Genomic DNA, 23,485 nt, shown 5'->3' with positions numbered 1-23,485 from the left:
TGATGTGGCTCAATAAGAATCGTCGGATTGGCCGAAAATTTGTAAAGAAATATAAATCCCGCGCATTAGTCCATGAGATGCGACGACTGCAAATAGTTCAGCAATAGCACTGTCTTACCGTCACGGATTTCACCCGTTTTAATCATTTCCAGCGCCTGGGTGAACGGCAGCTCCAGAACCTCAATATCTTCATCTTCCACCCCTCCGCCCGCATTTGCCCGCTGGCTGTCGCTGTATTGTGCAATAAAGAAATGAATTATCTCCGTCACGCCGCCCGGCGACATATAGAGCTCAAACAGCTTACGCACTTCCCCCACTTCAAAGCCGGTCTCTTCAATGGCCTCTTTCCGAATGCACGCTTCCGGTTCGTCGTTATCCAGCAGCCCGGCGCAGGTTTCAATCAGTTGACCGCTTTCATTACCATTGACCCAGGTGGCGACGCGAAACTGGCGGATGAGCACCACCGTTTTCTTCTCCGGGTTATACAGCAGGATAGTGGCGCCGTTGCCGCGATCGTAAACCTCGCGTTTGTGACGAATCACCTCTCCATTGCTACGGGTCAGGTCATAGGTGATATTGCGCAGGATGAAGTAGTTATCGGAAAGGACTTTATCTTTGATGAGGGTAATTTTTTGCGACATACCGGCTCCACAGCAAGAAGTGAGAAATAATACTACGCCGTGAAACCGGGTTTGTCTTGGTGCAATGTCGGCCTGATAAGCGAAGCGCCATCAGGCAATTAGGCGGCACAGAGCCGGATAGCAACGCTAACGCGCCTTATCCGGCCTTCTTAGCGACTTAGTGAGATTTGACTGATTTTACGCCCAGCCAGTCGACGATCCCCTGGGCGGCATGCCGTCCTTCCGCCATCGCCGTAACCACCAGATCAGCACCACGTACCGCGTCGCCACCAGCGAAGATTTTCGGGTTACTGGTTTGATAACGGTATGCGCTTTCAACATTGGCGGCTATGCGCCCCCAGTTATCGACCTTAACCCCATGCGTCTCCAGCCACGGCATGCCATGTGGGTGAAAACCAAACGCCATGATCACCGCATCTGCGGGCATGACAAACTCACTCCCGGCGAGGGGAACCGGGCGACGACGCCCCTGCGCGTCCGGCTCGCCAAGCTGGGTACGTAAAAAACGCACGCCGCTGACTCGGCCATCATCATGCAACACCAGCTCAACCGGCTGGACGTTAAACTCGAAGTTCGCCCCCTCTTCCCGGGCGTTCTTCACCTCTTTTTTCGAACCGGGCATGTTGGCTTCATCACGACGATAAGCGCAGGTCACCTGGCGTGCGCCGTGACGCAGCGCGGTACGCACGCAGTCCATCGCCGTATCGCCTCCGCCCAGTACAACCACGTTCAGTCCGGCGGTGTCGATGAACGGCTCTTCAGGCAGTTCATCCAGCCCCATCACCTGCTTGGTGTTGGCGATCAGGAACGGTAACGCGTCATAAACGCCAGGCGCGTCTTCATTCGGCAGATCCGCCTTCATGGAACGATAGGTTCCTACGCCCACGAACACGGCATCGTAATCCTCCAGCAGCGCCGACAGCGCCACATCCTTACCCACTTCACAGTTAAGTTCGAAATGAATACCCATGGCGCTGAAGATTTCACGGCGGCGGGCCAGCAGCGATTTGTCCAGCTTGAAGGCCGGAATGCCGAACGTCAGCAAACCGCCGATTTCAGGGTGGCGATCGTATACGGTGGCGCTGACTCCGCTGCGCGCCAGAACATCCGCGCAGGCCAGACCCGCCGGACCCGCGCCGATGATAGCAACGCGCTTATCCACTTTCTGCACGTGGCTTAAGTCCGGTCGCCATCCTTTGCTCAGGGCCCGATCAGAGATGTAACGCTCAATATTTCCGATAGTGACCGCCCCATGCTCGCTACGCACCGTACATGCCCCTTCGCAAAGTCGGTCCTGCGGACATACGCGCCCGGTCACTTCCGGCAGGCAGTTGGTCTGGTGAGAAAGCTCAACCGCCGCATCGATATTCCCGGCTTTGACCAGTTCAATCCACTGCGGAATATGGTTATGCAATGGGCAGGTCCATTCGCAAATACTGTGGTCGCCGCATTTCAGGCAGCGGGACGCTTCCCGTTCCGCCTGCGCCGTACGAAACGGCAGATAGATCTCCTCAAAGCTGGTTTTACGGGCCTCAATTGCCAGCTTATCCGGCTCACCACGCGCAGGCGTCGCCTGCATTTGCTCACGTTTGGTAATTTTATGCGAAACGAAATCGGTGGCGTTGGCGTGCCAGGGCTGGCTTTCCAGACTGGCGGTGCGTAGTCTGCGCGCTTTTGACAGACCAGTAAGCGAATTTTCCGTCACCAGTTGTAACGCTTGCGCCGGACAGTTCTCTACGCAGGCAGGTCCTTGTTCGCGTCCCTGACACAAATCGCATTTGTGCGCAGTGGCTTTCACCTTCCCTTTAGCGACAGGAGTGAGTACGATCTGCATCGTGCCGAAAGGACAAGCAACGACGCACGATTTACAGCCAATACACTTTTTCGGGTTCACCTGAACGCTGTCGTTATCATGGCTGATTGCCCCGTTCGGGCAACTTCTGGCGCAGGGCGCATCTTCACAGTGATGGCAGGTTACCGCACTGCGCTGCTGCTGATGCTTGATGACGGTAATTCGGGGCTGGAAATGCCGTTGACTCAGGACATGCTGCTCGCCGTTGTGAGCCATGACGCAGGCGACCTCACAGGCATGGCATCCCAGGCACTGCTGGCTATTAACCATAATAAAACGATTCATGGCTTCCTTCTTTTTTGGTTGCAAAAACCTTATTCTTTATATGAGTGTTGTTATTAACCGACACGGAAGGAAGCGGCAATGTTCATTTGCCCAGGAAGCACAACTATTTATCCAGAACCTGTGGCAGATCAATTTATTTCATCGCATATGAAATTGTGTTTCAGTTACCATCCAGTTTCATGGCGTTTTATTAACATTTATCAAATACACCGCATCGTTCGGGCTGTTTTAAGGCGCGACGTGTATTGTGTGAGGATGCACAAGTGACGGTAAAGCGTCCGGTCTCGGCCAGTCTGGCTAAAGCTTTTTTCTACATAGTGCTGTTGTCGATTCTCTCAACGGGTATTGCTCTGCTCACGCTGACCAGCAGCTTACGAGATGCCGAAGCCATCAACGTGGCTGGCTCATTGCGCATGCAAAGTTACCGTCTGGGTTACGATCTGCAAAGCCAAAGTCCGCAGCTTAACGCTCACCGCCAGCTTTTCCAGCAGGCGCTAAACTCGCCAGCACTACAGAACCTGAACGCGTGGTACGTGCCTCAAGCGGTAAAAAGTCGCTATGGACGTCTACATGCAAACTGGCTGGAAATGAACGCCCGTCTGATCGATGGCGATTTAAATTGGTACCAGAGCAATATCAATAACTATGTCGATCAAATCGATCTCTTCGTGCTGGCGCTGCAACATTATGCCGAACGCAAAGTGATGCTGGTTTTTGGTATTTCACTGGCGGGCGGGATCGGCATTTTCACCCTCGTTTTCTTTACCTTACGGCGTATTCGCCAGCAGGTGGTGCGTCCGCTGAATAAGCTGGTGGTGGCCAGCCAGCACATTGAACACGGTCAGTTTGACATCCCCTCGCTGGATACTGATTTGCCCAACGAACTCGGGTTGTTGGGCAAGACCTTCAGCCAGATGTCGAGTGAATTACACAAGCTGTACCGCTCACTGGAAGCGTCTGTCGCTGAGAAGACCCACGATCTCCACGAAGCTAATCGTCGTCTGGAAGTGTTGTATCAGTGCTCTCAGGCGTTAAATACCAGTCAGATTGATGTGTACTGCTTCCGCCATATTTTACAGATCGTCCGCGAGCATGACGCCGCCTATTTCCTGGAACTCACCGTCGGAGATAACTGGCGAATTAGCGAAGGCGCAAAAAGCCCCGAGCTGCCGATGCAGATCCTGCCGGTCACCATGCAGGAAACCGTCTACGGTGAACTGCACTGGCAAAGCCCGAACGTCAATGCTTCTACCCCGCTGCTTAACAGCGTCTCCTCGATGCTGGGTCGCGGGTTGTACTTCAACCAGGCGCAAAAACATTTTCAGCAGCTGTTGTTAATGGAGGAGCGGGCGACGATTGCGCGCGAGCTGCACGACTCGCTGGCGCAAGTGCTCTCTTATTTACGCATTCAGCTCACGCTGCTGAAGCGTTCGATTCCCGAAGATAACGCCCCAGCGCAAAGCATTATGGCGGATTTCTCTCAGGCGCTGAACGACGCCTACCGCCAGCTACGCGAACTGCTCACCACCTTCCGCCTGACTTTACAGCAGGCCGATCTCCCCTCCGCCCTGCATGAAATGCTGGAAACGCTGCAAAATCAGACCTCGGCTAAACTGACGCTTGATTGCCGGTTACCGACGCTGGCGCTGGACGCGCAAATGCAGGTGCATCTGCTGCAGATCGTCCGTGAAGCGGTGCTGAACGCGATTAAACATGCCAGCGCAACCGAAATTGCCGTCAGTTGCGTCACCGCGCCGGATGGTAATCACACGGTTTATATTCGCGATAACGGCATCGGCATTGGCGAGCCGCATGAGCCTTCGGGGCACTATGGGTTAAATATTATGCGCGAGCGGGCGGAAAGGCTGAGCGGCACGCTGACTTTCTCTCAACCCTCCGGAGGGGGAACGCTGGTGAGTATCAGTTTTCGTTCGGCAGAATCCGACGGAGAGCTAACGTAAAGAACCGCAAAGCGCCGTCGGTTCTCGATCCAGGCCTGACGGCGTTGGCACGAAAGGTATGCTGTAAACGGGCATGATAATTTACATTATCTTCTTTTTTTCTCCACGTTTGCCCCGTACCTTGCCGCTAAAGTGAAGCAATTCACACCCATAACGATACGCAGAAACACGAGGTCCCCTTTTAATGGCGAATTTTTTCATCGATCGCCCCATTTTTGCCTGGGTGTTAGCAATCCTGTTGTGCCTGACAGGAGCCCTGGCTATTTTTTCGCTGCCCGTTGAGCAATATCCCGATCTGGCACCGCCAAACGTGCGGGTAACCGCGAACTACCCTGGCGCGTCCGCACAAACCCTGGAAAATACCGCCACCCAGGTTATCGAGCAGAACATGACTGGTCTCGATAATCTGATGTACATGTCGTCGCAGAGCAGCGGGACAGGCCAGGCGTCAGTTACGCTGAGCTTCCTCGCGGGAACCGATCCTGATGAAGCCGTCCAGCAGGTGCAAAACCAGCTGCAATCGGCAATGCGTAAGCTGCCGCAGGCGGTACAGAATCAAGGGGTCACGGTGCGCAAGACCGGGGACACCAATATTCTGACTATCGCCTTCGTCTCCACCGATGGCTCAATGGATAAGCAGGACATCGCCGACTACGTCGCCAGTAATATCCAGGATCCGCTCAGTCGTATAAACGGCGTGGGCGATATTGACGCCTACGGTTCACAATATTCCATGCGTATCTGGCTCGACCCGGTCAAACTTAACAGCTTCCAGATGACCGCCAAAGATGTGACCGATGCTATCGAATCACAGAATGCGCAGATTGCCGTCGGGCAACTTGGCGGCACGCCTTCGGTAGACAAACAAGCGCTGAATGCGACAATCAACGCCCAGTCGCTGCTGCAGACTCCGGATGAATTCCGCGCGATTACGCTACGCGTCAACCAGGACGGCTCAGAAGTTAAACTGGGTGATGTGGCGACGGTCGAAATGGGTGCGGAAAAGTACGACTATCTCAGCCGCTTCAACGGCCACCCGGCTTCCGGTCTGGGGGTAAAACTGGCCTCCGGTGCCAATGAAATGGCAACGGCGGAGCTGGTTATCGACCGCCTGAACGAGCTCTCACAGTATTTTCCGCACGGGCTGGAATACAAGGTGGCGTATGAAACTACCTCCTTTGTCAAAGCCTCAATTATCGACGTGGTGAAAACGCTGCTGGAAGCGATCGCGCTGGTATTTCTTGTGATGTACCTGTTCCTGCAAAACTTCCGCGCCACGCTGATCCCTACAATCGCCGTTCCCGTCGTCCTGATGGGTACTTTTTCCGTGCTCTACGCCTTTGGCTACAGCGTTAACACCCTGACGATGTTTGCGATGGTGCTGGCGATCGGCCTGCTGGTCGATGATGCCATTGTGGTGGTGGAAAACGTCGAGCGTATTATGAGTGAGGAAGGCCTCTCGCCGCGGGAAGCGACGCGGAAATCGATGGGGCAAATCCAGGGAGCGCTGGTCGGTATCGCCATGGTGCTATCGGCGGTGTTTATCCCGATGGCCTTCTTCGGCGGCACTACCGGGGCTATTTACCGCCAGTTCTCGATTACCATCGTCTCCGCAATGGTTCTTTCAGTTCTGGTGGCGATGATCCTCACCCCTGCCCTGTGCGCCACTCTGCTCAAACCGTTACATAAAGGCGAGCATCACGGGCAAACCGGTTTCTTTGGCTGGTTTAACCGGATGTTTAACCGCAACGCCGAACGCTACGAAAAAGGCGTCGCCAGGATCCTGCACCGCAGCCTGCGCTGGATACTGATTTACGGCCTGCTGCTCGGCGGTATGGTTTTCCTGTTCCTGCGCCTGCCAACCTCCTTCCTGCCGCTCGAAGACCGCGGCATGTTTACCACCTCGATACAGTTGCCCAGCGGCTCCACGCAGCAGCAAACATTGAAAGTGGTTGAGGAAGTGGAGAAGTATTACTTCACCCATGAGAAAGACAACATTACGTCGGTCTTTTCCACGGTCGGTTCCGGCCCTGGCGGGAACGGTCAAAACGTGGCGCGGATGTTTGTCCGCTTAAAAGACTGGGATGATCGCGACACCACCACCGGAACCTCTTTCGCCATCATCGAGCGCGCGACCAAAGCCTTTAATAAGATTAAGGAAGCCCGCGTCTTCGCCAGCAGCCCTCCGGCGATTAGCGGTCTCGGGAGCTCTGCCGGTTTCGATATGGAGCTGCAAGATCACGCCGGTGCGGGCCATGATGCGTTAATGGCCGCGCGCGACAAGCTGATTGAGCTGGCCGGGAAAGACGCGTCTCTGACCCGCGTTCGTCATAATGGTCTGGACGACAGCCCGCAGTTGCAAATTGATATCGATCAGCGCAAAGCCCAGGCGCTGGGCGTTTCCATTGATGACATCAACGACACCTTGCAAACGGCCTGGGGCTCCAGCTACGTCAATGACTTTATGGACCGGGGTCGCGTGAAGAAGGTTTACGTGCAGGCGGCGGCAAAATATCGCATGCTCCCGGACGACATCAATCTGTGGTACGTCCGCAATAATAGCGGCGGCATGGTGCCTTTCTCGGCCTTTGCCACGTCGCGCTGGGAAACGGGTTCACCGCGTCTGGAACGCTATAACGGCTACTCCGCCGTCGAGATTGTTGGCGAAGCCGCCCCAGGCGTCAGTACCGGTACGGCGATGGACATTATGGAATCGCTGGTCCACCAGTTGCCGACCGGATTCGGCCTCGAATGGACCGCGATGTCTTACCAGGAACGGCTGTCGGGCTCTCAGGCGCCAGCTCTGTACGCCATTTCTTTGCTGGTGGTGTTCCTGTGTCTGGCGGCGTTGTACGAAAGCTGGTCGGTTCCCTTCTCCGTCATGCTGGTTGTACCGCTGGGGGTCATTGGCGCGCTGCTCGCTACCTGGATGCGCGGCCTGGAAAACGACGTGTACTTTCAGGTCGGGTTACTCACCGTGATCGGGCTTTCGGCGAAGAACGCAATATTGATTGTTGAATTCGCCAATGAGATGAACGAGAAAGGTCACGACTTGCTCGACGCCACGCTGCATGCCTGTCGCCAACGCTTACGCCCAATTCTGATGACGTCACTGGCGTTTATCTTTGGGGTGTTGCCGATGACCATCAGCAGTGGCGCAGGTTCCGGCGGTCAGCATGCGGTGGGGACTGGCGTAATGGGCGGGATGATTTCAGCCACTATCCTGGCGATTTACTTTGTTCCTCTGTTCTTTGTGCTGGTACGCAGACGTTTCCCGTTGAAGCCACGCCCAGAATAATCGGACACAAAAAAGGCGACTTACGTTGAGTCGCCTTTTATTATCCTTTGCAGGATATGAATTTCTTCCAGAAAATTATTTACGAAGCATCACTTCGATAAAGTCTTTCCAGTTCCCCAGTTCACGTTCAATCATAACAACCTCTCTTATTATTATGGGCATTCTACGAAATCATCATCATAAAAAGAAGATCATTTAACCAATGGTTGCGATTACATCCTCCAGTGTTCGGGGGTATATGTAATCACTATGCGCTAACCCCATAAATTTTATGTGACTTACTGCAATATTTTGAAATATTCATACATCATCTACGACTTTGGCAATTCTGATGGAAAAACAGGCTGATGCAAACAGGCAAATTCTGATTTTCAGTTTCCCGTGAATTTTGGAACTTTCAGGAATCATTATTCACCATTCAACAACAATGTTATATTTTTCTATAACGGTTCGATGACAATATGTATTATTCATGTTTATAGAACACGAGAATAAATATTCAAATTACGTCAATAAGGATTCAAATGATCACCCTCTACGGCATTAAGAATTGCGATACGATTAAAAAAGCCAGACGCTGGCTGGAAGACAATGGGGTCGACTACCGCTTCCATGATTATCGCGTCGACGGCCTGGACAATGCGTTATTACACGCCTTTATCAGCGAATTAGGTTGGGAGGCGCTGCTCAATACACGTGGAACCACCTGGCGCAAACTGGATGAAGCCACACGTAACCAAATCACCGATGCGTCCTCTGCTGCTGCATTGATGATTGAAATGCCTGCAATTATCAAACGCCCATTGCTCTGCGCGCCGGGTAAGCCTATGCTGCTTGGCTTTAGTGAATCCAGTTATACGCAGTTTTTTAATGAGGTATAGTCTATGTCGTGCCCGGTTATTGAGCTGACACAGCAGCTTATTCGCCGTCCTTCCCTGAGCCCGGATGATGCCGGGTGCCAGGCGTTAATGATTGAACGCCTGCGCGCGGTAGGTTTTACCGTTGAGCGTATGGATTTTGGTGACACACAGAATTTTTGGGCATGGCGCGGCAAAGGTGAGACTCTGGCATTTGCCGGTCACACTGACGTAGTGCCTGTCGGCGATGTCGATCGTTGGATTAATCCACCGTTCGAACCGACCATTCGCGATGGCATGTTGTTCGGGCGTGGCGCAGCCGATATGAAAGGCTCACTGGCGGCAATGGTCGTGGCCGCAGAACGTTTTGTCGCCCAGCATCCGAACCATCAGGGTCGTCTGGCGTTTTTGATAACCTCTGACGAAGAGGCCAGCGCCCAAAACGGCACCGTAAAAGTGGTTGAAGCACTTATAGCGCGCAATGAACGACTGGATTATTGTCTGGTTGGCGAGCCGTCCAGTACGGAAATCGTTGGCGACGTGGTGAAAAATGGGCGTCGTGGTTCACTGACCTGCAATCTGACCATTCACGGCGTGCAGGGCCACGTAGCCTACCCGCATCTGGCCGATAACCCGGTACACCGCGCGGCGCCAATGCTCAATGAACTGGTGGCGATTGAGTGGGATCAGGGCAACGAATTCTTCCCGGCGACCAGCATGCAGATTGCCAATATTCAGGCAGGAACCGGCAGCAACAATGTTATTCCCGGCGAACTGTTTATCCAGTTCAACTTCCGTTTCAGCACCGAATTAAACGATGAAATGATTAAGTCCCGGGTGCTGGAACTGCTGGAGAAACATCAGTTGCGTTATACCGTCGACTGGTGGCTTTCCGGTCAGCCGTTCCTGACCGCACGCGGTAAACTGGTGGATGCGGTGGTGAACGCCATTGAGCACTATAATGAGATTAAACCGCAGTTACTGACTACAGGCGGGACGTCCGACGGGCGTTTTATTGCCCGCATGGGGGCACAGGTAGTAGAACTGGGGCCGGTCAACGCGACCATTCATAAAATTAATGAATGTGTTAATGCCGCCGACCTGCAGCTGCTTGCCCGTATGTATCAACGTATCATGGAGCAACTCGTCGCCTGATGAGTGTTCCTGTAAGAGGAAATGAGCATGGACTGGCTGGCAAAATACTGGTGGATTCTAGTGTTGGTGTTTCTGGTAGGCGTATTGCTGAACGTGATTAAAGATCTCAAGCGCGTCGACCACAAGAAATTTCTTGCCAATAAGCCGGAGCTTCCCCCGCATCGTGATTTTAACGATAAATGGGATGACGACGACGATTGGCCAAACAAGGATCAACCGAAGAAATAAGCCAACGTAGGCCGAATGGCGGTTTCACATCGCCATCCGGCCTGCGGGTTAAATCATCTCAATCACATCATCATCGTGAGGCTTACCGCCGCTCAGCGCTTCATCAAAGTAGTGCTTCGGTACGGTAAAACGCAGGTGGTCGAGCGCAAACTGCATACTGCGTTCATCAATGGCGTGCCCCAGATTTTCGACGATATCCAGCGTCACATCCCCACCGGCACGTATTAACGCCTCCTGTGCGGCAACGGCATGAGATAACTCAATCACCCGGTCTTCACCGCCGTGAATCAAATGCACCGTCGTCGCGGTGGTTGCAACCTCCGGCAACGTGGCATAGCGACCATTAAAGGCGATGACCCGCGACGCCAGCCCAGGCTCGGCTTTAATACTCTCAAGCGACATAATCGAGCCCTGAGAAAAACCAATCAGCGCGGTCGCCTGGGGCGAAACGCCGCTTTGCTTCTGCCAGTAGCGAACGGTTTCGATAAAGACCGGCATAATCGCGTCAATACGCGCCTGGCGGTTCTCTTCCGTTATCCCCTGTACAGAAAACCACTGACGCCCGGAAGTCGTACCATAAGGCTCTGCCCCGCCAATGCTGACGATTAGCGCATCCGGAAACAGCGGCGCAAACCAGGAGCCAATTTCGCCCATGGCAACCGGGTTATCGCCGACGCCATGAAACAGCAACAAGAGCTGTTGAGCGGGTTTATCGGGACTTTGAACAACAAAATGGTCATGTTTCATGGCGATCTCCTTAACTGATGAGAATCATTCTACGCCGCTTAACCGCAATGACCATGCCAGGAAATTGAAGAAGTTAGTGAAAAAATTGCCATTGCATAATGCGATTATGTAGCCGTTGTTCACGCTCAGCATCCAGCTGTTTTAAGGCCTGCGCCGCCTCGGCGCGCTGAACTGCCAACAGCGCTTTGCGACCCGATATTTTCAGCTGTTGGCACAATTCAGCATCGCTGCGTTGAGCCTGTATACGCCCGCGCAATGCCGGAAGAGGCAACTCGCTGCGCTCAAGCAAACGACTCAGACAACCTAATGATGTCAGTAATGGTCGATGCGCGAAGGCAAACCCAGCCAGCTCACCCCAGTCATCCTCATTAAGCGTAGTCTCTTTCAGTGGTACCAGCGGAATGCGCTCTGCGTTCCACTGAGCAAGAATCTCCGCATCCCGTCGCAGGCGCTGGTGCGCCCGCCAGGCAAGGCGTTTTCCCGCTTCACTGATGGGCAGCACCGCCATAGCGGTATAACAGCCGCTGCTAGCTTCCCGATGATTGCCCATCCGTACCAGGACAAAACCGCAGCGCTGCCAGAAACGCCATATTTCAGCCGTATAACCAAAGCTGACGGACAGATAGTCGCACTGCGTGCAATAGTGCCGGGCCTGCAGAATCAGCTGTTGCCCAATACCTTCCCTTTGACGCGCGGGATGAACCGCAATTCGACTGACCCGCCGCCCGACGAGCGTCGCTGCCAATGGGTCTCCGCCGTGCGCCGCCAGTGACTGCGCAACCAAATTTCCTCTTGGTCGGCGATATCCGGCCCAGACGGCCTGGCTTAATTCTGCGGATAATCCCCCCTCGTCGACCAGCCAGACGGCACCCGCCACCGAGTCAGCAGCCGAAGCCTGAAGAAAATGCTGACCCGGCGCGTCCATCATTCGCCGCAGATCCAGTGGCGAGGTGCGATAATGCGCACCGGAAAGTAGCTGATATACCGCTAACGGCAGCGCCGGGTTTGTCTGCCATGAGAGTTGCTCAAATGCCGAGAAGTTAAGCTCCCCTAAGGGGGCATGCGCAAAGGTTTCGTCGTCAAACACCAGCGCATCGCTGACGATTTTCTCCAGCGGACATCCCTGCGCCCAGCGTACGGGTTGTTGCAACTCATAGCGTCGAAGATGGGGAAAGCGGGCGCAGAATTTCAGCAAAAAGCCTCTGCCGGTTCCCTCGTAGCCCTGTACGGTGGTGGTTAACAGCGTACGAGGGAAACGCGCAACCAGTTGGTGTAGCAGCGGCGCGGGGATCGCGGCGGCTTCATCCACAATCAGCCAGTCTGCGGTTGCAGAGCTGCTTAACAGCGCATCCGGGGCCATAAAGCGGTATCGCTCTGCGGCAAATTGCGCCAGCACATCCGTTGCCGCTTTAGCAGGCGCGGTGACAATCGCGGTCCCGTTGATACGTGCTATCAGTTGCCCTGCCAGAGCCGATTTGCCCCGGCCACGTGCAGCTGTGACCGCAGCCACGCCGGGAGGCATATCCAGCAACTGGGTTAAAATCATCGCCTGTTCAGGCTGAGGATCACCGGTTGCCGCGTGCCAGACTGCACGAACAGGAAAACGCGGGCTGGAAACTGCGTGATGCTGCTGCCAGTGCAGAGCCTGTCCGTCACGGGAAATCACCCGTTTGACATGTTCAACAAAGTGCGGCGTTGGGATAGGTTCAGCACAGTCGCTCCAGCGCAGTGAATCCACGTCCGGATGCGTGTGCCAGGTATGCCAGGGGGGAGTCAGCAAAACCAGCCAGCTCCCGGCGATCAGCGTTCCGCTTAAGGCGGCAAACGCCGCAGCGTCAAATCCCTGCCCGGCGTCAAAAACCGCATGACGAAACTCGCGGCCTAATAACGTTTGCAGCGCCTGTGGCGTACAGTTCGGCTCAGCAGGGGCTTGTGCGCCCACCCATAACCAGTCGCCGGGTAACGTGTCGCGTAGCGCTAAAGCCCGCTCCTGACACCAGTTCCCCTCACCACTGATAATCAGCAGACGACGGATCCCTTCGTGGGCCATCTGTTCGGTTAACGCGCTCAGCGCCGTGTTATCAGACATCCCTGCCTCAGTAGCTTAAATGCCTTTACCAAAAGTATTACATTGTCCCGGATCGCCGCTGTCAAAACCGCGTTTGAACCAGCTAAGCCGCTGCTCAGAAGTGCCGTGGGTAAAGCTGTCCGGCACAACGCGTCCTTGTCCCTGCTGCTGCAGGCGATCGTCGCCAATAGCCTGAGCGGCGTTCAGCGCTTCAGCCAGGTCGCCGGACTCCAGCACGCCCTGCTGCTGCATACTGTTGCCCCAGACGCCGGCAAAGCAGTCCGCCTGCAGTTCCATACGTACGGAAAGACGGTTCACCTCAGCCTGTGAGGCATTCTGCTGCATCTGGCGAACTTTCGGTTCAATACCCAGCAGTTTCTGCACGTGGTGGCCCACTTCATGGGCGATAACATAGCCCTGAGCAAAATCACCATCGGCGCCCAGCTTGTTTTTCATGTCATCATAAAATGAGAGGTCGATATACACCGTGCCATCCGCCGGGCAGTAAAACGGCCCCATCACGGACTGACCCGCGCCACAGCCAGTACGCGTCGCTCCGCGATACATTACCAGCTTCGGCTGTTGGTAGGTCCGGCCCATTTTTTCAAACTGCTGCCCCCAGGTATCTTCCGTGGTGGCCAGAATCACCGAGGTAAATTTTGCTGCTTCATCATCATTTGGGCTGATGGAGTGTGATGATTGCTGTTGGGAAACTGGCTGGCCGGTCATTAATCCGGTGAGATCCACGCCATAATATCCCGCCACCAGCACCACAATCAGCAGGATGATGCCGCCTTTACCACTGGGCAAACGAAAACCAGGGCCGCCTATAGAAGGGCCGCCACCGGAGCTATTTCGTCTGTCTTCCACATTGTCACTTTCACGACGCCCTTGCCAGCGCATAATCACCTCAACTTTTTATTCATTATGATGATGATCGTAGGCGGTTCGGAACAGGATTACCATAAGAAACAGTAATCAAAATCGGCGGGATTGATGAGCCGGAGAGCGATCGCCGGCTCAGGGGAGGGTTAGTCTAACTTCACACCCAGACGATGCGCGACGGCTTCATAGGCTTCGATCAGGCCGCCCAGGCTCTGGCGGAAGCGATCTTTGTCCATTTTATCCAGCGTTTCTTTGTCCCACAGACGGCTACCGTCCGGTGAGAACTCATCGCCCAGGACCACTTCACCTTTATACAAACCAAACTCAAGTTTGAAGTCGACCAGAATCAGACCGGCATCATCAAACATCTTTTTCAGCACGTCGTTGGCTTTGTAGGTCAGCTCTTTCATACGCGCCAGATTCTCTTTGCTCACCCAACCAAAAGTTTCACAATAGGAATCGTTAATCATTGGATCGTGCATAGCATCGTTTTTCAGGAACAGATCAAACAGCGGCGGATTCAGTTCAATACCTTCCTCAACGCCTAAACGCTTAACCAGGGAGCCTGCTGCGCGGTTACGAACCACACATTCAACCGGTACCATCTCCAGTTTTTTCACCAGACATTCAGTATCGGAAAGCAGTCGCTCCATCTGGGTAGGAATGCCCGCTTCTTGCAGTTTAGTCATAATGAAATGGTTGAACTTGTTGTTCACCATGCCTTTACGATCAAACTGTTCAATGCGCGCGCCATCCCCTACTGACGCATCATTGCGGAATTCGAGCACCAACAGGTCCGGGTTTTCCGTGCTGTATACGGTCTTCGCTTTACCACGATACAACTCAGCTTGCTTTTGCATCTTTATTACTCCTGGGTGTGAATTAACGATAAATATTGCGTTTTTCTGCCGACGCACACGTTTGCGTATCATATCAGAAAAAAAGGGCTGGAGTTATCCAGCCCTTTATTTTTACTTACTGAACGCTGCCTGGAAGACGGCGACCAGCGCGTCGTTCTGGCTTTGCGTTAGGGTATGCCCCTTCGGATCGATAAACTGCAAGCTACTGCGGTTGTCTAAATCACCGACCTGCAGTTTATAGTCGCCGGATACCAGACCCGGATCGCTTGCGCCCAGCTCCTGCCAGTTGCTATCAGACAGAGGTTTGTAGGTCACGGCGATGCTGCCCTGAGAACGGGTGCTGTCGGTCACTTTCATCCCCACTTTCTCAAGCGCTGCCGGCAGACGTTGCCATACCACGTTGAACGGTCCACGTACCACCAGCATCGGTAAACCGGTGTCATCGGCAGCACTTTGAACATCCATGGTGGCGGCAGAGCGGTTCTGCGCGGCATTCGCGGCATCAGTGGCGTTCTTATCCAGACCTGCGGAGATAACGTTCATCATCTCAGCGCTGTAACGCTGCATTGATGCTGGATCAGCTACGGGTTTACCCGCCTGCTCGAGGTTAATCAGTTTCACCGTTACCGCTTGCTGATAACCCTGCGGTTTAACCGAGATTTGATAACGTCCACGGTACTGCTCGTCTTCATCCAGACGGTTCCAGTTAACCCAGTCGGTGGTCAACGTCTGGCTGGCATCATCACGTTTGGTGATCGTGTAGTTTTTAGACTGAATGACGCTAACGACCTGTGGCCACAGCGTGTTGCCACGACCATTTTCCACCAGCAATGTCGACGTATCACCCGCGATCTGAGTGCGAGCGCCGGTGACTAATGCTAACGGCTGAGCCGGCGGGCGAATGTCCAGCGCTTTACCAACGGCACCGCTGCCGTTGGTGACCGGGATATTATAGTCACCCGACATAACCGGCAGAATCATCCCAGCTGGAGCGTGAAGCTCAGCAAGCGGTGCGGCCTCCAGATAGGATTCATCACCGCTCACCTGGCGCTTATAACGCGAGTCAGAACTACAGGCCGCGAGCAACATAACAAGCGAAACACCCGCAACCTTGGCCAGGCGCGACTTTTGTACTGAGTAAGCCATCAAATCTCCCTAAACTTTACAGCAAACCGGCATGCTTAAGCGCCGCCTTGACGATTTCACGAGCATTATCCGTGATTGGCGTCATCGGCAGACGTAGCGTATCGGTCGCCACAAGTCCCAACTCCTTACACGCCCATTTCACTGGGATAGGATTGGGTTCGACAAATAGTTTGTTGTGTAACGGCATCAGACGCTGGTTAATCACCCGCGCCTCGGCAAAGTTCCCGGCTGCCGCCAGTTTGCACATTTCGGCCATATCGCGTGCCGCAACGTTAGACGTCACGGAAATCACGCCATGACCACCGAGCTGCATAAAATCCAGTCCGGTCGCGTCATCACCGCTGAGCAGAATAAAGTCGTCTGAAACCAGCTCTTTGATCTGGTGAACGCGACTTAAGTTCCCCGTGGCCTCTTTAATAGCGATAATATTTTTTACTTTCGCCAGGCGACCAACGGTTTCCGGCAACATATCGCAGCCGGTACGGGACGGTACATTATACAGAATTTGCGGCAGGTCAGTATGTTCAGCGATGGCTTTGAAATGCTGGAACAAACCTTCCTGGGTTGGGCGGTTGTAGTAAGGCGTCACCGTCAGGCAGCCGACAACACCACTGTCGTTGAAACGCTGCGTCAGACTAATGGCTTCCGCGGTCGCATTAGCGCCGGTTCCGGCAATCACCGGAATACGCCCGTCGGCCAGCTCCAGGGTCATCATCACCACATCGCCATGCTCATCATGACTCAGGGTGGCAGACTCACCGGTGGTGCCAACCGAAACGATCGCCGAGGTGCCGCTGGCGACATGATAATCAATCAGTTTTTTCAGGCTCGACCGGCAGACTTTACCTTTCTCATCCATCGGCGTAACAAGCGCGACAATACTTCCCGTGAACATGGGCCATCCTCTGTGCAAACAAGTGTCTCAATGGTACGTTTGGTACGACAATAAAAGCAAGCGACCAGAGCCGTTCTGATTGTTGTATGCATGTTTTTTTTATGCTTTCCTTATGATTACCTCACCGCTCAAAGGAAGAACAGGTTTGACATCGTCATCGCAACACTATCTGGTCATTACTGCGCTGGGTGCTGACCGCCCGGGAATTGTGAACACCATCACACGTCATGTCAGCAGTTGCGGCTGTAATATCGAAGACAGCCGACTGGCCATGCTGGGTGACGAGTTCACGTTTATCATGTTGCTGTCGGGCACCTGGAATGCCATAACCCTAATTGAATCAACCTTGCCGTTGAAAGGTGCAGAGCTGGATTTACTGATTGTGATGAAGCGCACGACCGCACGCCCCCGTCCGGCGATGCCCGCTACGGTATGGGTGCAGGTCGATGTTCCTGATTCTCCGCATTTGATTGAACGCTTTACCGCCCTGTTTGACAGCCACCAAATGAATATTGCGGAACTGGTTTCACGCACGCAACCGGCTGAGAACGAAAAGGCGGCACAGCTGTTTATTCAAATTACCGCACATAGTCCTGCGTCACATGATTCGGCAAATATTGAAGATGCGTTTAAAGCACTCTGTACAGAACTCAATGCGCAAGGCAGTATTAACGTCGTCAATTACTCACAGCATGATGAACAGGATGGAGTTAAGTAATGAACCCACTGAAAGCCGGTGATATCGCACCGAAATTTAGCTTGCCGGATCAAGACGGAGAACAAGTAAATTTAACCGACTTCCAGGGACAGCGTGTTCTGGTTTATTTTTACCCGAAAGCCATGACACCCGGCTGTACCGTACAGGCCTGCGGCCTGCGCGATAACATGGATGAGTTAAAAAAAGCAGGTGTTGAAGTGCTGGGAATCAGCACCGATAAACCAGAGAAGCTTTCCCGATTCGCGGAGAAAGAAGTCCTTAACTTCACGCTCCTGTCCGACGAAGATCACCAGGTTTGCGAGCAGTTCGGCGTCTGGGGTGAGAAGTCATTTATGGGCAAAACCTATGATGGCATCCACCGCATCAGCTTCCTGATTGATGCTGAAGGGAAAATTGAGCATGTGTTTGATGACTTCAAAACCAGCAACCACCACGACGTGGTAATGAACTGGCTGAAAGAGAACGCCTGATTTACATTTTGCCGGATAGCGCCTGATGGTGACGCCACGCGTCTTATCAGGCCACCATCCGCATAACTCCGTAGCCGGATAAGGCGTTTACGCCGCCATCCGGCATCAACGTCGTTTATTCAAATGTCCCTTTTATACAGGCTTTTTTCTCTCTGACGACGACTTTTCCCTTCGCCCACAGGTGATGAACTTCAAGCGCATCATTGAGCACCAGAATGTCGGCATCGCATCCCACCGCCAGACGCCCTTTATGTTCCAGTCCCAAAAATTCTGCGACCGTTCGCGTCAGCGGACACAGCGCCAGTTCCAGCGGTATGGCATGAACCTTCACCAACTGGCGCACTGTTTCAGCCAGTGATTCAAACCCTGCGACACCGATGCCGATAAGATTACCGTAGTCATCAAATTCCGGCTGGCTACCGTTGCCGTCTGAACTCAAGGTAATACGCGACAGCGGCACGTTCTGGCGTAGTGCCGTGGCGATAGCCGTGGCCGGGTCGACGGGTTCATCAATGCTGCTGGTAATGTCGATATAACCGCCTTTGCGGGCATACTCCAGCGCCGACTGAAACAACGGTTCCGCACGATTGACGTGTGTGGGCAGCAGCTTGGTAATCGGTACATCGCAGCTGTCGAGGATCTGGTACAACGGCTCCAGCATGCGCGGGCTGTCGCCCATATGGAAGACGCTAATCCCCGGCTTGCGCCCTAACAATCCGCCAACGCGCGACTGCGCCGCCATGTTTGCCAGCGCCGAGGTGTCCGGGGCTGAAGAACGATGGTCCGAAACAGCACATTTCACGCCAATAATTTTATCGATCAGCGCCACATCGCGATCGATACTGCCGGTGATGGTCGGGGAAGGCAGAGAATACGCCCCGGTCAGCATCCATGCGCTGATGCCTTCAAATTCCAGCGCGCGGGTTTTCGCCAGCAGCGATTCAGGGTGACGGGTAATACCATCTGTCCCCAGCAATCCCACCACCGAGGTGACGCCAGCTTCAACCAGCCGCGACAAGCGTACTTCCGGCGTGCGGGTGTGCGGCCCCGCTTCTCCACCGCCGCCAATCAGATGGACGTGTTGATCGATAAATCCTGGGCACACAATCGCACCGTCAAGATTGATACACTCGCAGCCAGGAAAATCGTCAGGGGAAATCGACGGCGCGATGGCAACAATTTTGCTGTCAGACACCAGTATATCCTGGCGTCCTAAGTCTTCCGGCGCGTACACGTGTCCCTGCTGGAACAACGTCAAATTAAGAATGGAACAGTTCATAACCTTCCTTGTCAGGCAATAACCTGCATAACCCAAATAGAGAGCAGCGCATTAATTACGCATACCGCAATAATAAGCGGGTAATAACGGGGATGGACTCCCGCGGTAACCAGACAGCGTCCCACATTTTGCACCGGATTGCCCATCAGGTAGATAGCCGGTAACAGCACCGTAGCATCATGTCCCGAAAGCGTACCGGCGACAACCAGGCTGGCGCAAACACCGACGCCGCCTCCCATACTCATCACCGCCGCCAGCAGTACGGTAGCAGATTCGCCCGGCAGTCCCCACAGCGCCATTACCGGCTCACATACCCGCCCGACAATATCGAGCAGTCCCGTCACCTTCAGCGCCTGAATAATCACAAACGCCATTACCACGTTAGGCAACAGGCTGGTTGTTGCAATAGTGAATCCGCGCCGTGCGCCATCGATAAACATATCCATGACGTTTTTACGTACTTGCGTTGTCATCTCACGCCTCCTGCTGCGTACGGCGATTTTCCAGCTGCGCAATCCACAAACGCAGCAGGTTCGCCCCCACAAATTTGAAGACAAGGATCACCGCCAGCGGCGTAATCACCGGAACGGTAACCATCGTAAACAACGCAGCACCCGAGGAAAAATAGTTGGTAATACACGCACTGCCGCTGGTTTGCCAGCAGGCAAAAATGGCACGTTCCTGTTCAGTGATAATGCCCTCTTCCGCCATTTCTTTAGTCATCCCTGCCGCAGCATCGGTATTTTGCATATTCGCAATCAGCGCCAGCGAACAAATACCCGGAATACCGAGTAACGGGCGCAGGACTGGCGTCATCAGTTGCTGTGCCGCACGCAACCCTCCCAGCCCTTCGGTGACGGAAATTATCCCGAGTGAAATAATGACGGAAGGCGCCAGCTCAAGCGCGAATAAGAAGCCGTCTTTTGCGCCCATACCGCCCGTGCCGCGAAAAGAGACCGCCGTGTCCCCCGCCGCATTAATCTGCCCAAACGCACCGTTGAGAACGGTGAAATCAAAGACTCGCCACCATTCGGTACTTTTCGCAAACATGCCGGAAAAAAGAATAATAGTAATAAAAAAAGCGAGATAACCGCCCCATTCCACCTTCTGCTGCGTGTGTGTGTTGTGACCCATTTTGTTCTCCTGTTGGCCTTATTCCTTGCGTGACTTAAAGACATCACGCGGGTCAAGTTAAAGACAAACGCAGAGAAAAACGACACCAGAGGAGATTATTCAGAATGTGTGGATAGAGGTCAGACAAGTTCGGCTCCGGCGACATTGCATCGCCGGAGCAAACAGATTAGGGTTCATCAACGACCTGACCATCCGGCCAGGCATGCATTACCGCTTTGATTAACGTCGCCAGAGGAATCGCAAAGAATACGCCCCAGAATCCCCACAGGCCGCCGAATATCACCACTGAGAGAATAATCACCAGCGGATGCAGATTTACCGCCTCGGAGAACAGCACCGGCACCAGCAAATTACCGTCCAGCGCCTGGATTATCAGGTATACGGCAAAACAGCTCCAGAACTCGGTGCCAAGCCCGAACTGGAACAATGCCACACCGACCACCGGAATAGTGACCACGAAAGCGCCGATGTACGGGATCAGCACGGAGAAGCCTACCAGCACCGCCAGCAGCAGCGAATAGTTGAGGCCAAACAGCAGGAAGCCGAGCCAGGTCGCCACGCCAACCACCACCATTTCCAGCACCTTGCCGCGGATATAGTTGGTGATTTGCTGGTTCATCTCTTTCCACACCTGCCCCGCCAGTCCGCGATTACGCGGCAGCACCCGACGCACAGCGTTCAGCATTTGTCCTTTATCTTTGATCAGGAAGAACACCATCAACGGGACGAGAATCAGATACACCGCCAGCGTCAGCAATCCGACCAGTGAAGCTAGCGAATATTTCACCACCGAATCGCCCATGGTGAGCATTCGCGAGCGCATATTCTCCGCCATCGCATCAATAATGCCCGCATCCATCAGCGCCGGATAACGCCGCGGTAAGGTGGCGGCAAAATCAGACAATTTATTGAGCATGCCGGGCATATCGCGGATCAGGTAGATCCCCTGTTGCCATGCAACGGGCATTACCACAAACGCCATCAGCAGCAAAATACCGACAAACACCACCAACACAATCGATGTTGCCCAACGCCGTGAACAACCAATATGTTCCAGCCGTACTGTCGGCCATTCGAGCAGGTACGCCAGCACAATGGCGACCAGCAGCGGCGCCAAAAGACCGCTAAAAAAGAACAGGATGCCAAAACCGGCAACCAGAATAATCAGCAAGGCGATGGCTTCGGGGTCGCTAAAGCGGCGGCGATACCATTGCATCAACATTTCGAGCATAAAACCCTTCCATGAATCCAATAGCGGGATTGCGATCCCGAATTGTATCGAAATGTCACAAAAAAGACTTCGCTTTTTATAGCGGATTACGCAAAGTGAAAAGTCATTTTTCCTGGGTGTTCATCGTCAGGTTTCGCAGTTACACTCCCTAAGCTTGCGGAGTGTGAACGAAACTTCACGGCATTGGTCAAATGGCTATCTCAAAAAAGAATACAGGACAGAGGTTATGTTCAGGCAGTTGAAAAAAAACCTGGTTGCTACCCTCATTGCTGCACTGACCATCGGTCAGGTTGCGCCCGCATTTGCAGAAACCGCGGACACCCTACCTGATATGGGAACCTCGGCAGGGAGTACGCTTTCCATAGGACAGGAAATGCAGATGGGCGATTATTATGTACGCCAGCTGCGCGGCAGTGCGCCATTAATTAACGATCCGTTGCTGACGCAATACATTAATGCGCTGGGGATGCGTCTGGTCTCGCACGCCGACTCGGTAAAAACGCCCTTCACCTTCTTTTTGATTAACAACGATGAAATCAACGCCTTTGCTTTCTTTGGCGGCAACGTTGTTTTGCACTCCGCACTGTTCCGCTATTCCGATAACGAAAGCCAACTGGCATCGGTTATGGCGCACGAAATTTCCCACGTTACGCAGCGTCACCTGGCGCGTGCAATGGAAGACCAGAAACGCAGCGCGCCGCTAACGTGGGTGGGTGCGTTAGGGTCAATTTTATTGGCGATGGCCAGCCCGCAGGCGGGTATGGCGGCGCTGACCGGTACGCTGGCGGGTACACGTCAGGGGATGATTAGCTTTACGCAGCAAAACGAACAGGAAGCAGACCGCATCGGTATTCAGGTACTGCAACGCTCGGGATTCGATCCCCAGGCCATGCCGACGTTTCTGGAAAAATTGCTCGATCAGGCCCGTTACTCTTCGCGTCCACCAGAAATTTTGCTGACTCACCCCCTGCCAGAAAGCCGTCTGTCGGATGCCCGTAACCGCGCCAACCAAATGCGTCCGGCTGTCGTCCAGTCTTCAGAAGATTTTTATCTGGCCAAGGCACGCACCTTAGGCATGTACAACTCTGGTCGCAACCAGCTGACCGATGACCTGCTGAGTAACTGGTCGAAAGGCAACATACGTGAGCAACGTGCGGCGCAGTATGGCCGGGCATTGCAGGCAATGGAGGCCAGTAAATATGACGAGGCACGTAAAGCACTGCAACCGCTGCTGGCGGCAGATGCTAACAATGCCTGGTATCTCGACCTGGCAACGGATATCGATCTCGGTCAGAAGAAAACCAGCGATGCCATTAATCGGTTGAAAAACGCCCGCGACCTGCGCACCAACCCGGTACTGCAGCTCAACCTGGCAAATGCGTATTTACAGGCCGGGCAAGCCAAAGAGGCAGCGACCATCCTGAATCGCTATACGTTTAACCATAAGGACGACCCTAACGGCTGGGATCTGTTAGCGCAAACGGAAGCCAACCTGAACAACCGCGACCAGGAGCTGGCAGCCCGCGCGGAAGGGTATGCCCTCGCAGGACGTCTGGATCAGGCGATTTCGATGCTCAGCAGCGCAAGCTCACAGGTCAAGCTGGGTAGCCAGCTGCAGGCCAGATACGATGCCCGTATCGACCAGCTACGCCAACTGCAAGAGCGCTTTAAACCGTATACGAAAATGTAATTATCGAACCCTTGCCGGATGGCGATATGTAGGCCGGATAAGGTCTTTTGGTCGCCATCCGGCAGGATTGTTATGCAAGGAGAAG

21 protein-coding genes are annotated in these 23,485 nt (G+C 53.9%); 8 read left to right on the top strand and 13 right to left on the bottom strand.

The annotated features are described in order from the left end of the window. Positions 1 to 65 precede the first annotated feature (65 nt). Together nudK and aegA are read right to left on the bottom strand one after the other, a co-directional pair. The gene (nudK, locus tag OGV38_RS00885) at positions 66 to 641 is read right to left on the bottom strand and encodes a GDP-mannose pyrophosphatase NudK (RefSeq protein WP_016157107.1); all 576 of its coding nucleotides are present in this window, start codon (positions 639 to 641) and stop codon (positions 66 to 68) included. A gap of 157 nt (positions 642 to 798) precedes the next feature. Next, the gene (gene aegA / locus OGV38_RS00880) at positions 799 to 2,778 is read right to left on the bottom strand and encodes a formate-dependent uric acid utilization protein AegA (protein WP_016157108.1); all 1,980 of its coding nucleotides are present in this window, start codon (positions 2,776 to 2,778) and stop codon (positions 799 to 801) included. Between the two features lie 263 nt (positions 2,779 to 3,041). Between aegA and narQ the strand changes: the two genes are divergently transcribed. Beyond that, positions 3,042 to 4,739, top strand: a complete 1,698-nt coding sequence (gene narQ / locus OGV38_RS00875; RefSeq protein ID WP_016157109.1) for a nitrate/nitrite two-component system sensor histidine kinase NarQ — start codon at positions 3,042 to 3,044, stop codon at positions 4,737 to 4,739. Positions 4,740 to 4,923: 184 nt separating this feature from the next. After that, a complete protein-coding gene (gene acrD / locus OGV38_RS00870) occupies positions 4,924 to 8,037 on the top strand; it encodes a multidrug efflux RND transporter permease AcrD (protein ID WP_286472848.1) in 3,114 nt (1,037 codons plus the stop codon). 75 nt (positions 8,038 to 8,112) lie between these two features. On the opposite strand, the gene ypfM is transcribed toward acrD, so the two are convergent. Beyond that, positions 8,113 to 8,172, bottom strand: a complete 60-nt coding sequence (ypfM, locus tag OGV38_RS00865; protein WP_001386977.1) for a protein YpfM — start codon at positions 8,170 to 8,172, stop codon at positions 8,113 to 8,115. 389 nt (positions 8,173 to 8,561) lie between these two features. Between ypfM and OGV38_RS00860 the strand changes: the two genes are divergently transcribed. Genes OGV38_RS00860 through OGV38_RS00850 form a run of 3 tightly spaced genes read left to right on the top strand, consistent with a single transcriptional unit; the run spans position 8,562 to position 10,277 of the window. Then, on the top strand, positions 8,562 to 8,918 hold the full coding sequence (locus OGV38_RS00860) for an ArsC family reductase (RefSeq protein ID WP_016153966.1): 357 nt from the start codon (positions 8,562 to 8,564) through the stop codon (positions 8,916 to 8,918). A 3-nt stretch (positions 8,919 to 8,921) separates the two neighbouring features. Continuing rightward, on the top strand, positions 8,922 to 10,049 hold the full coding sequence (gene dapE, locus OGV38_RS00855; protein WP_049270076.1) for a succinyl-diaminopimelate desuccinylase: 1,128 nt from the start codon (positions 8,922 to 8,924) through the stop codon (positions 10,047 to 10,049). A 27-nt stretch (positions 10,050 to 10,076) separates the two neighbouring features. Further along, positions 10,077 to 10,277 carry a YpfN family protein gene (locus OGV38_RS00850; protein ID WP_003835080.1) on the top strand — a complete coding sequence of 67 codons (201 nt, stop codon included), beginning with the start codon at positions 10,077 to 10,079 and terminating at the stop codon, positions 10,275 to 10,277. A gap of 48 nt (positions 10,278 to 10,325) precedes the next feature. On the opposite strand, the gene ypfH is transcribed toward OGV38_RS00850, so the two are convergent. From ypfH to dapA, 6 genes are all read right to left on the bottom strand, one after another. Beyond that, on the bottom strand, positions 10,326 to 11,024 hold the full coding sequence (ypfH, locus tag OGV38_RS00845) for an esterase (RefSeq protein WP_016157110.1): 699 nt from the start codon (positions 11,022 to 11,024) through the stop codon (positions 10,326 to 10,328). Positions 11,025 to 11,097: 73 nt separating this feature from the next. Then, positions 11,098 to 13,113 carry a tRNA(Met) cytidine acetyltransferase TmcA gene (locus OGV38_RS00840; protein ID WP_049041582.1) on the bottom strand — a complete coding sequence of 672 codons (2,016 nt, stop codon included), beginning with the start codon at positions 13,111 to 13,113 and terminating at the stop codon, positions 11,098 to 11,100. 15 nt (positions 13,114 to 13,128) lie between these two features. Next, positions 13,129 to 13,995: a KPN_02809 family neutral zinc metallopeptidase gene (gene ypfJ, locus OGV38_RS00835; RefSeq protein ID WP_016153970.1), complete on the bottom strand. Its 867-nt coding sequence runs from the start codon at positions 13,993 to 13,995 to the stop codon at positions 13,129 to 13,131. Positions 13,996 to 14,123: 128 nt separating this feature from the next. Continuing rightward, the gene (gene purC, locus OGV38_RS00830; protein ID WP_286472846.1) at positions 14,124 to 14,837 is read right to left on the bottom strand and encodes a phosphoribosylaminoimidazolesuccinocarboxamide synthase; all 714 of its coding nucleotides are present in this window, start codon (positions 14,835 to 14,837) and stop codon (positions 14,124 to 14,126) included. Positions 14,838 to 14,948: 111 nt separating this feature from the next. Continuing rightward, positions 14,949 to 15,983 (bottom strand): outer membrane protein assembly factor BamC, encoded by a 1,035-nt coding sequence (gene bamC / locus OGV38_RS00825; RefSeq protein ID WP_016153971.1) that lies wholly within the window; start codon positions 15,981 to 15,983, stop codon positions 14,949 to 14,951. A gap of 16 nt (positions 15,984 to 15,999) precedes the next feature. Continuing rightward, positions 16,000 to 16,878 (bottom strand): 4-hydroxy-tetrahydrodipicolinate synthase, encoded by an 879-nt coding sequence (dapA, locus tag OGV38_RS00820; protein WP_016153972.1) that lies wholly within the window; start codon positions 16,876 to 16,878, stop codon positions 16,000 to 16,002. Positions 16,879 to 17,023: 145 nt separating this feature from the next. Here dapA and OGV38_RS00815 point away from each other — a divergent pair, with 145 nt between their 5' ends. After that, the gene (locus tag OGV38_RS00815) at positions 17,024 to 17,596 is read left to right on the top strand and encodes a glycine cleavage system transcriptional repressor (protein ID WP_019077363.1); all 573 of its coding nucleotides are present in this window, start codon (positions 17,024 to 17,026) and stop codon (positions 17,594 to 17,596) included. Next, positions 17,596 to 18,066: a thioredoxin-dependent thiol peroxidase gene (gene bcp / locus OGV38_RS00810; RefSeq protein ID WP_003835095.1), complete on the top strand. Its 471-nt coding sequence runs from the start codon at positions 17,596 to 17,598 to the stop codon at positions 18,064 to 18,066. Before OGV38_RS00815 ends, bcp begins: the two co-directional genes overlap by 1 nt. A 115-nt stretch (positions 18,067 to 18,181) precedes the next feature. Here the strand turns inward: bcp and iadA are convergent, their stop codons facing one another. The 4 genes from iadA to OGV38_RS00790 all read right to left on the bottom strand — a co-directional run bounded on the left by iadA (position 18,182) and on the right by OGV38_RS00790 (position 21,710). After that, positions 18,182 to 19,345, bottom strand: coding sequence for a beta-aspartyl-peptidase (gene iadA / locus OGV38_RS00805; RefSeq protein WP_049041580.1), 1,164 nt, complete (start codon positions 19,343 to 19,345; stop codon positions 18,182 to 18,184). Positions 19,346 to 19,356: 11 nt separating this feature from the next. Next, positions 19,357 to 19,818 carry a YjiG family protein gene (locus OGV38_RS00800; RefSeq protein ID WP_286472845.1) on the bottom strand — a complete coding sequence of 154 codons (462 nt, stop codon included), beginning with the start codon at positions 19,816 to 19,818 and terminating at the stop codon, positions 19,357 to 19,359. Position 19,819: 1 nt separating this feature from the next. Next, positions 19,820 to 20,479: a nucleoside recognition domain-containing protein gene (locus OGV38_RS00795; RefSeq protein WP_269517389.1), complete on the bottom strand. Its 660-nt coding sequence runs from the start codon at positions 20,477 to 20,479 to the stop codon at positions 19,820 to 19,822. A gap of 166 nt (positions 20,480 to 20,645) precedes the next feature. Next, positions 20,646 to 21,710 carry an AI-2E family transporter gene (locus OGV38_RS00790; RefSeq protein ID WP_016153975.1) on the bottom strand — a complete coding sequence of 355 codons (1,065 nt, stop codon included), beginning with the start codon at positions 21,708 to 21,710 and terminating at the stop codon, positions 20,646 to 20,648. A gap of 226 nt (positions 21,711 to 21,936) precedes the next feature. Here OGV38_RS00790 and bepA point away from each other — a divergent pair, with 226 nt between their 5' ends. After that, positions 21,937 to 23,400, top strand: coding sequence for a beta-barrel assembly-enhancing protease (gene bepA, locus OGV38_RS00785; RefSeq protein ID WP_269517390.1), 1,464 nt, complete (start codon positions 21,937 to 21,939; stop codon positions 23,398 to 23,400). The last annotated feature ends 85 nt before the right edge of the window (positions 23,401 to 23,485 follow it).

The organism is Citrobacter sp. Cb080 (genome assembly GCF_030334745.1).
Taxonomy (GTDB): Bacteria; Pseudomonadota; Gammaproteobacteria; order Enterobacterales; family Enterobacteriaceae; genus Citrobacter; species Citrobacter braakii.
This window is presented reverse-complemented; position numbering and strand designations above follow the sequence as displayed.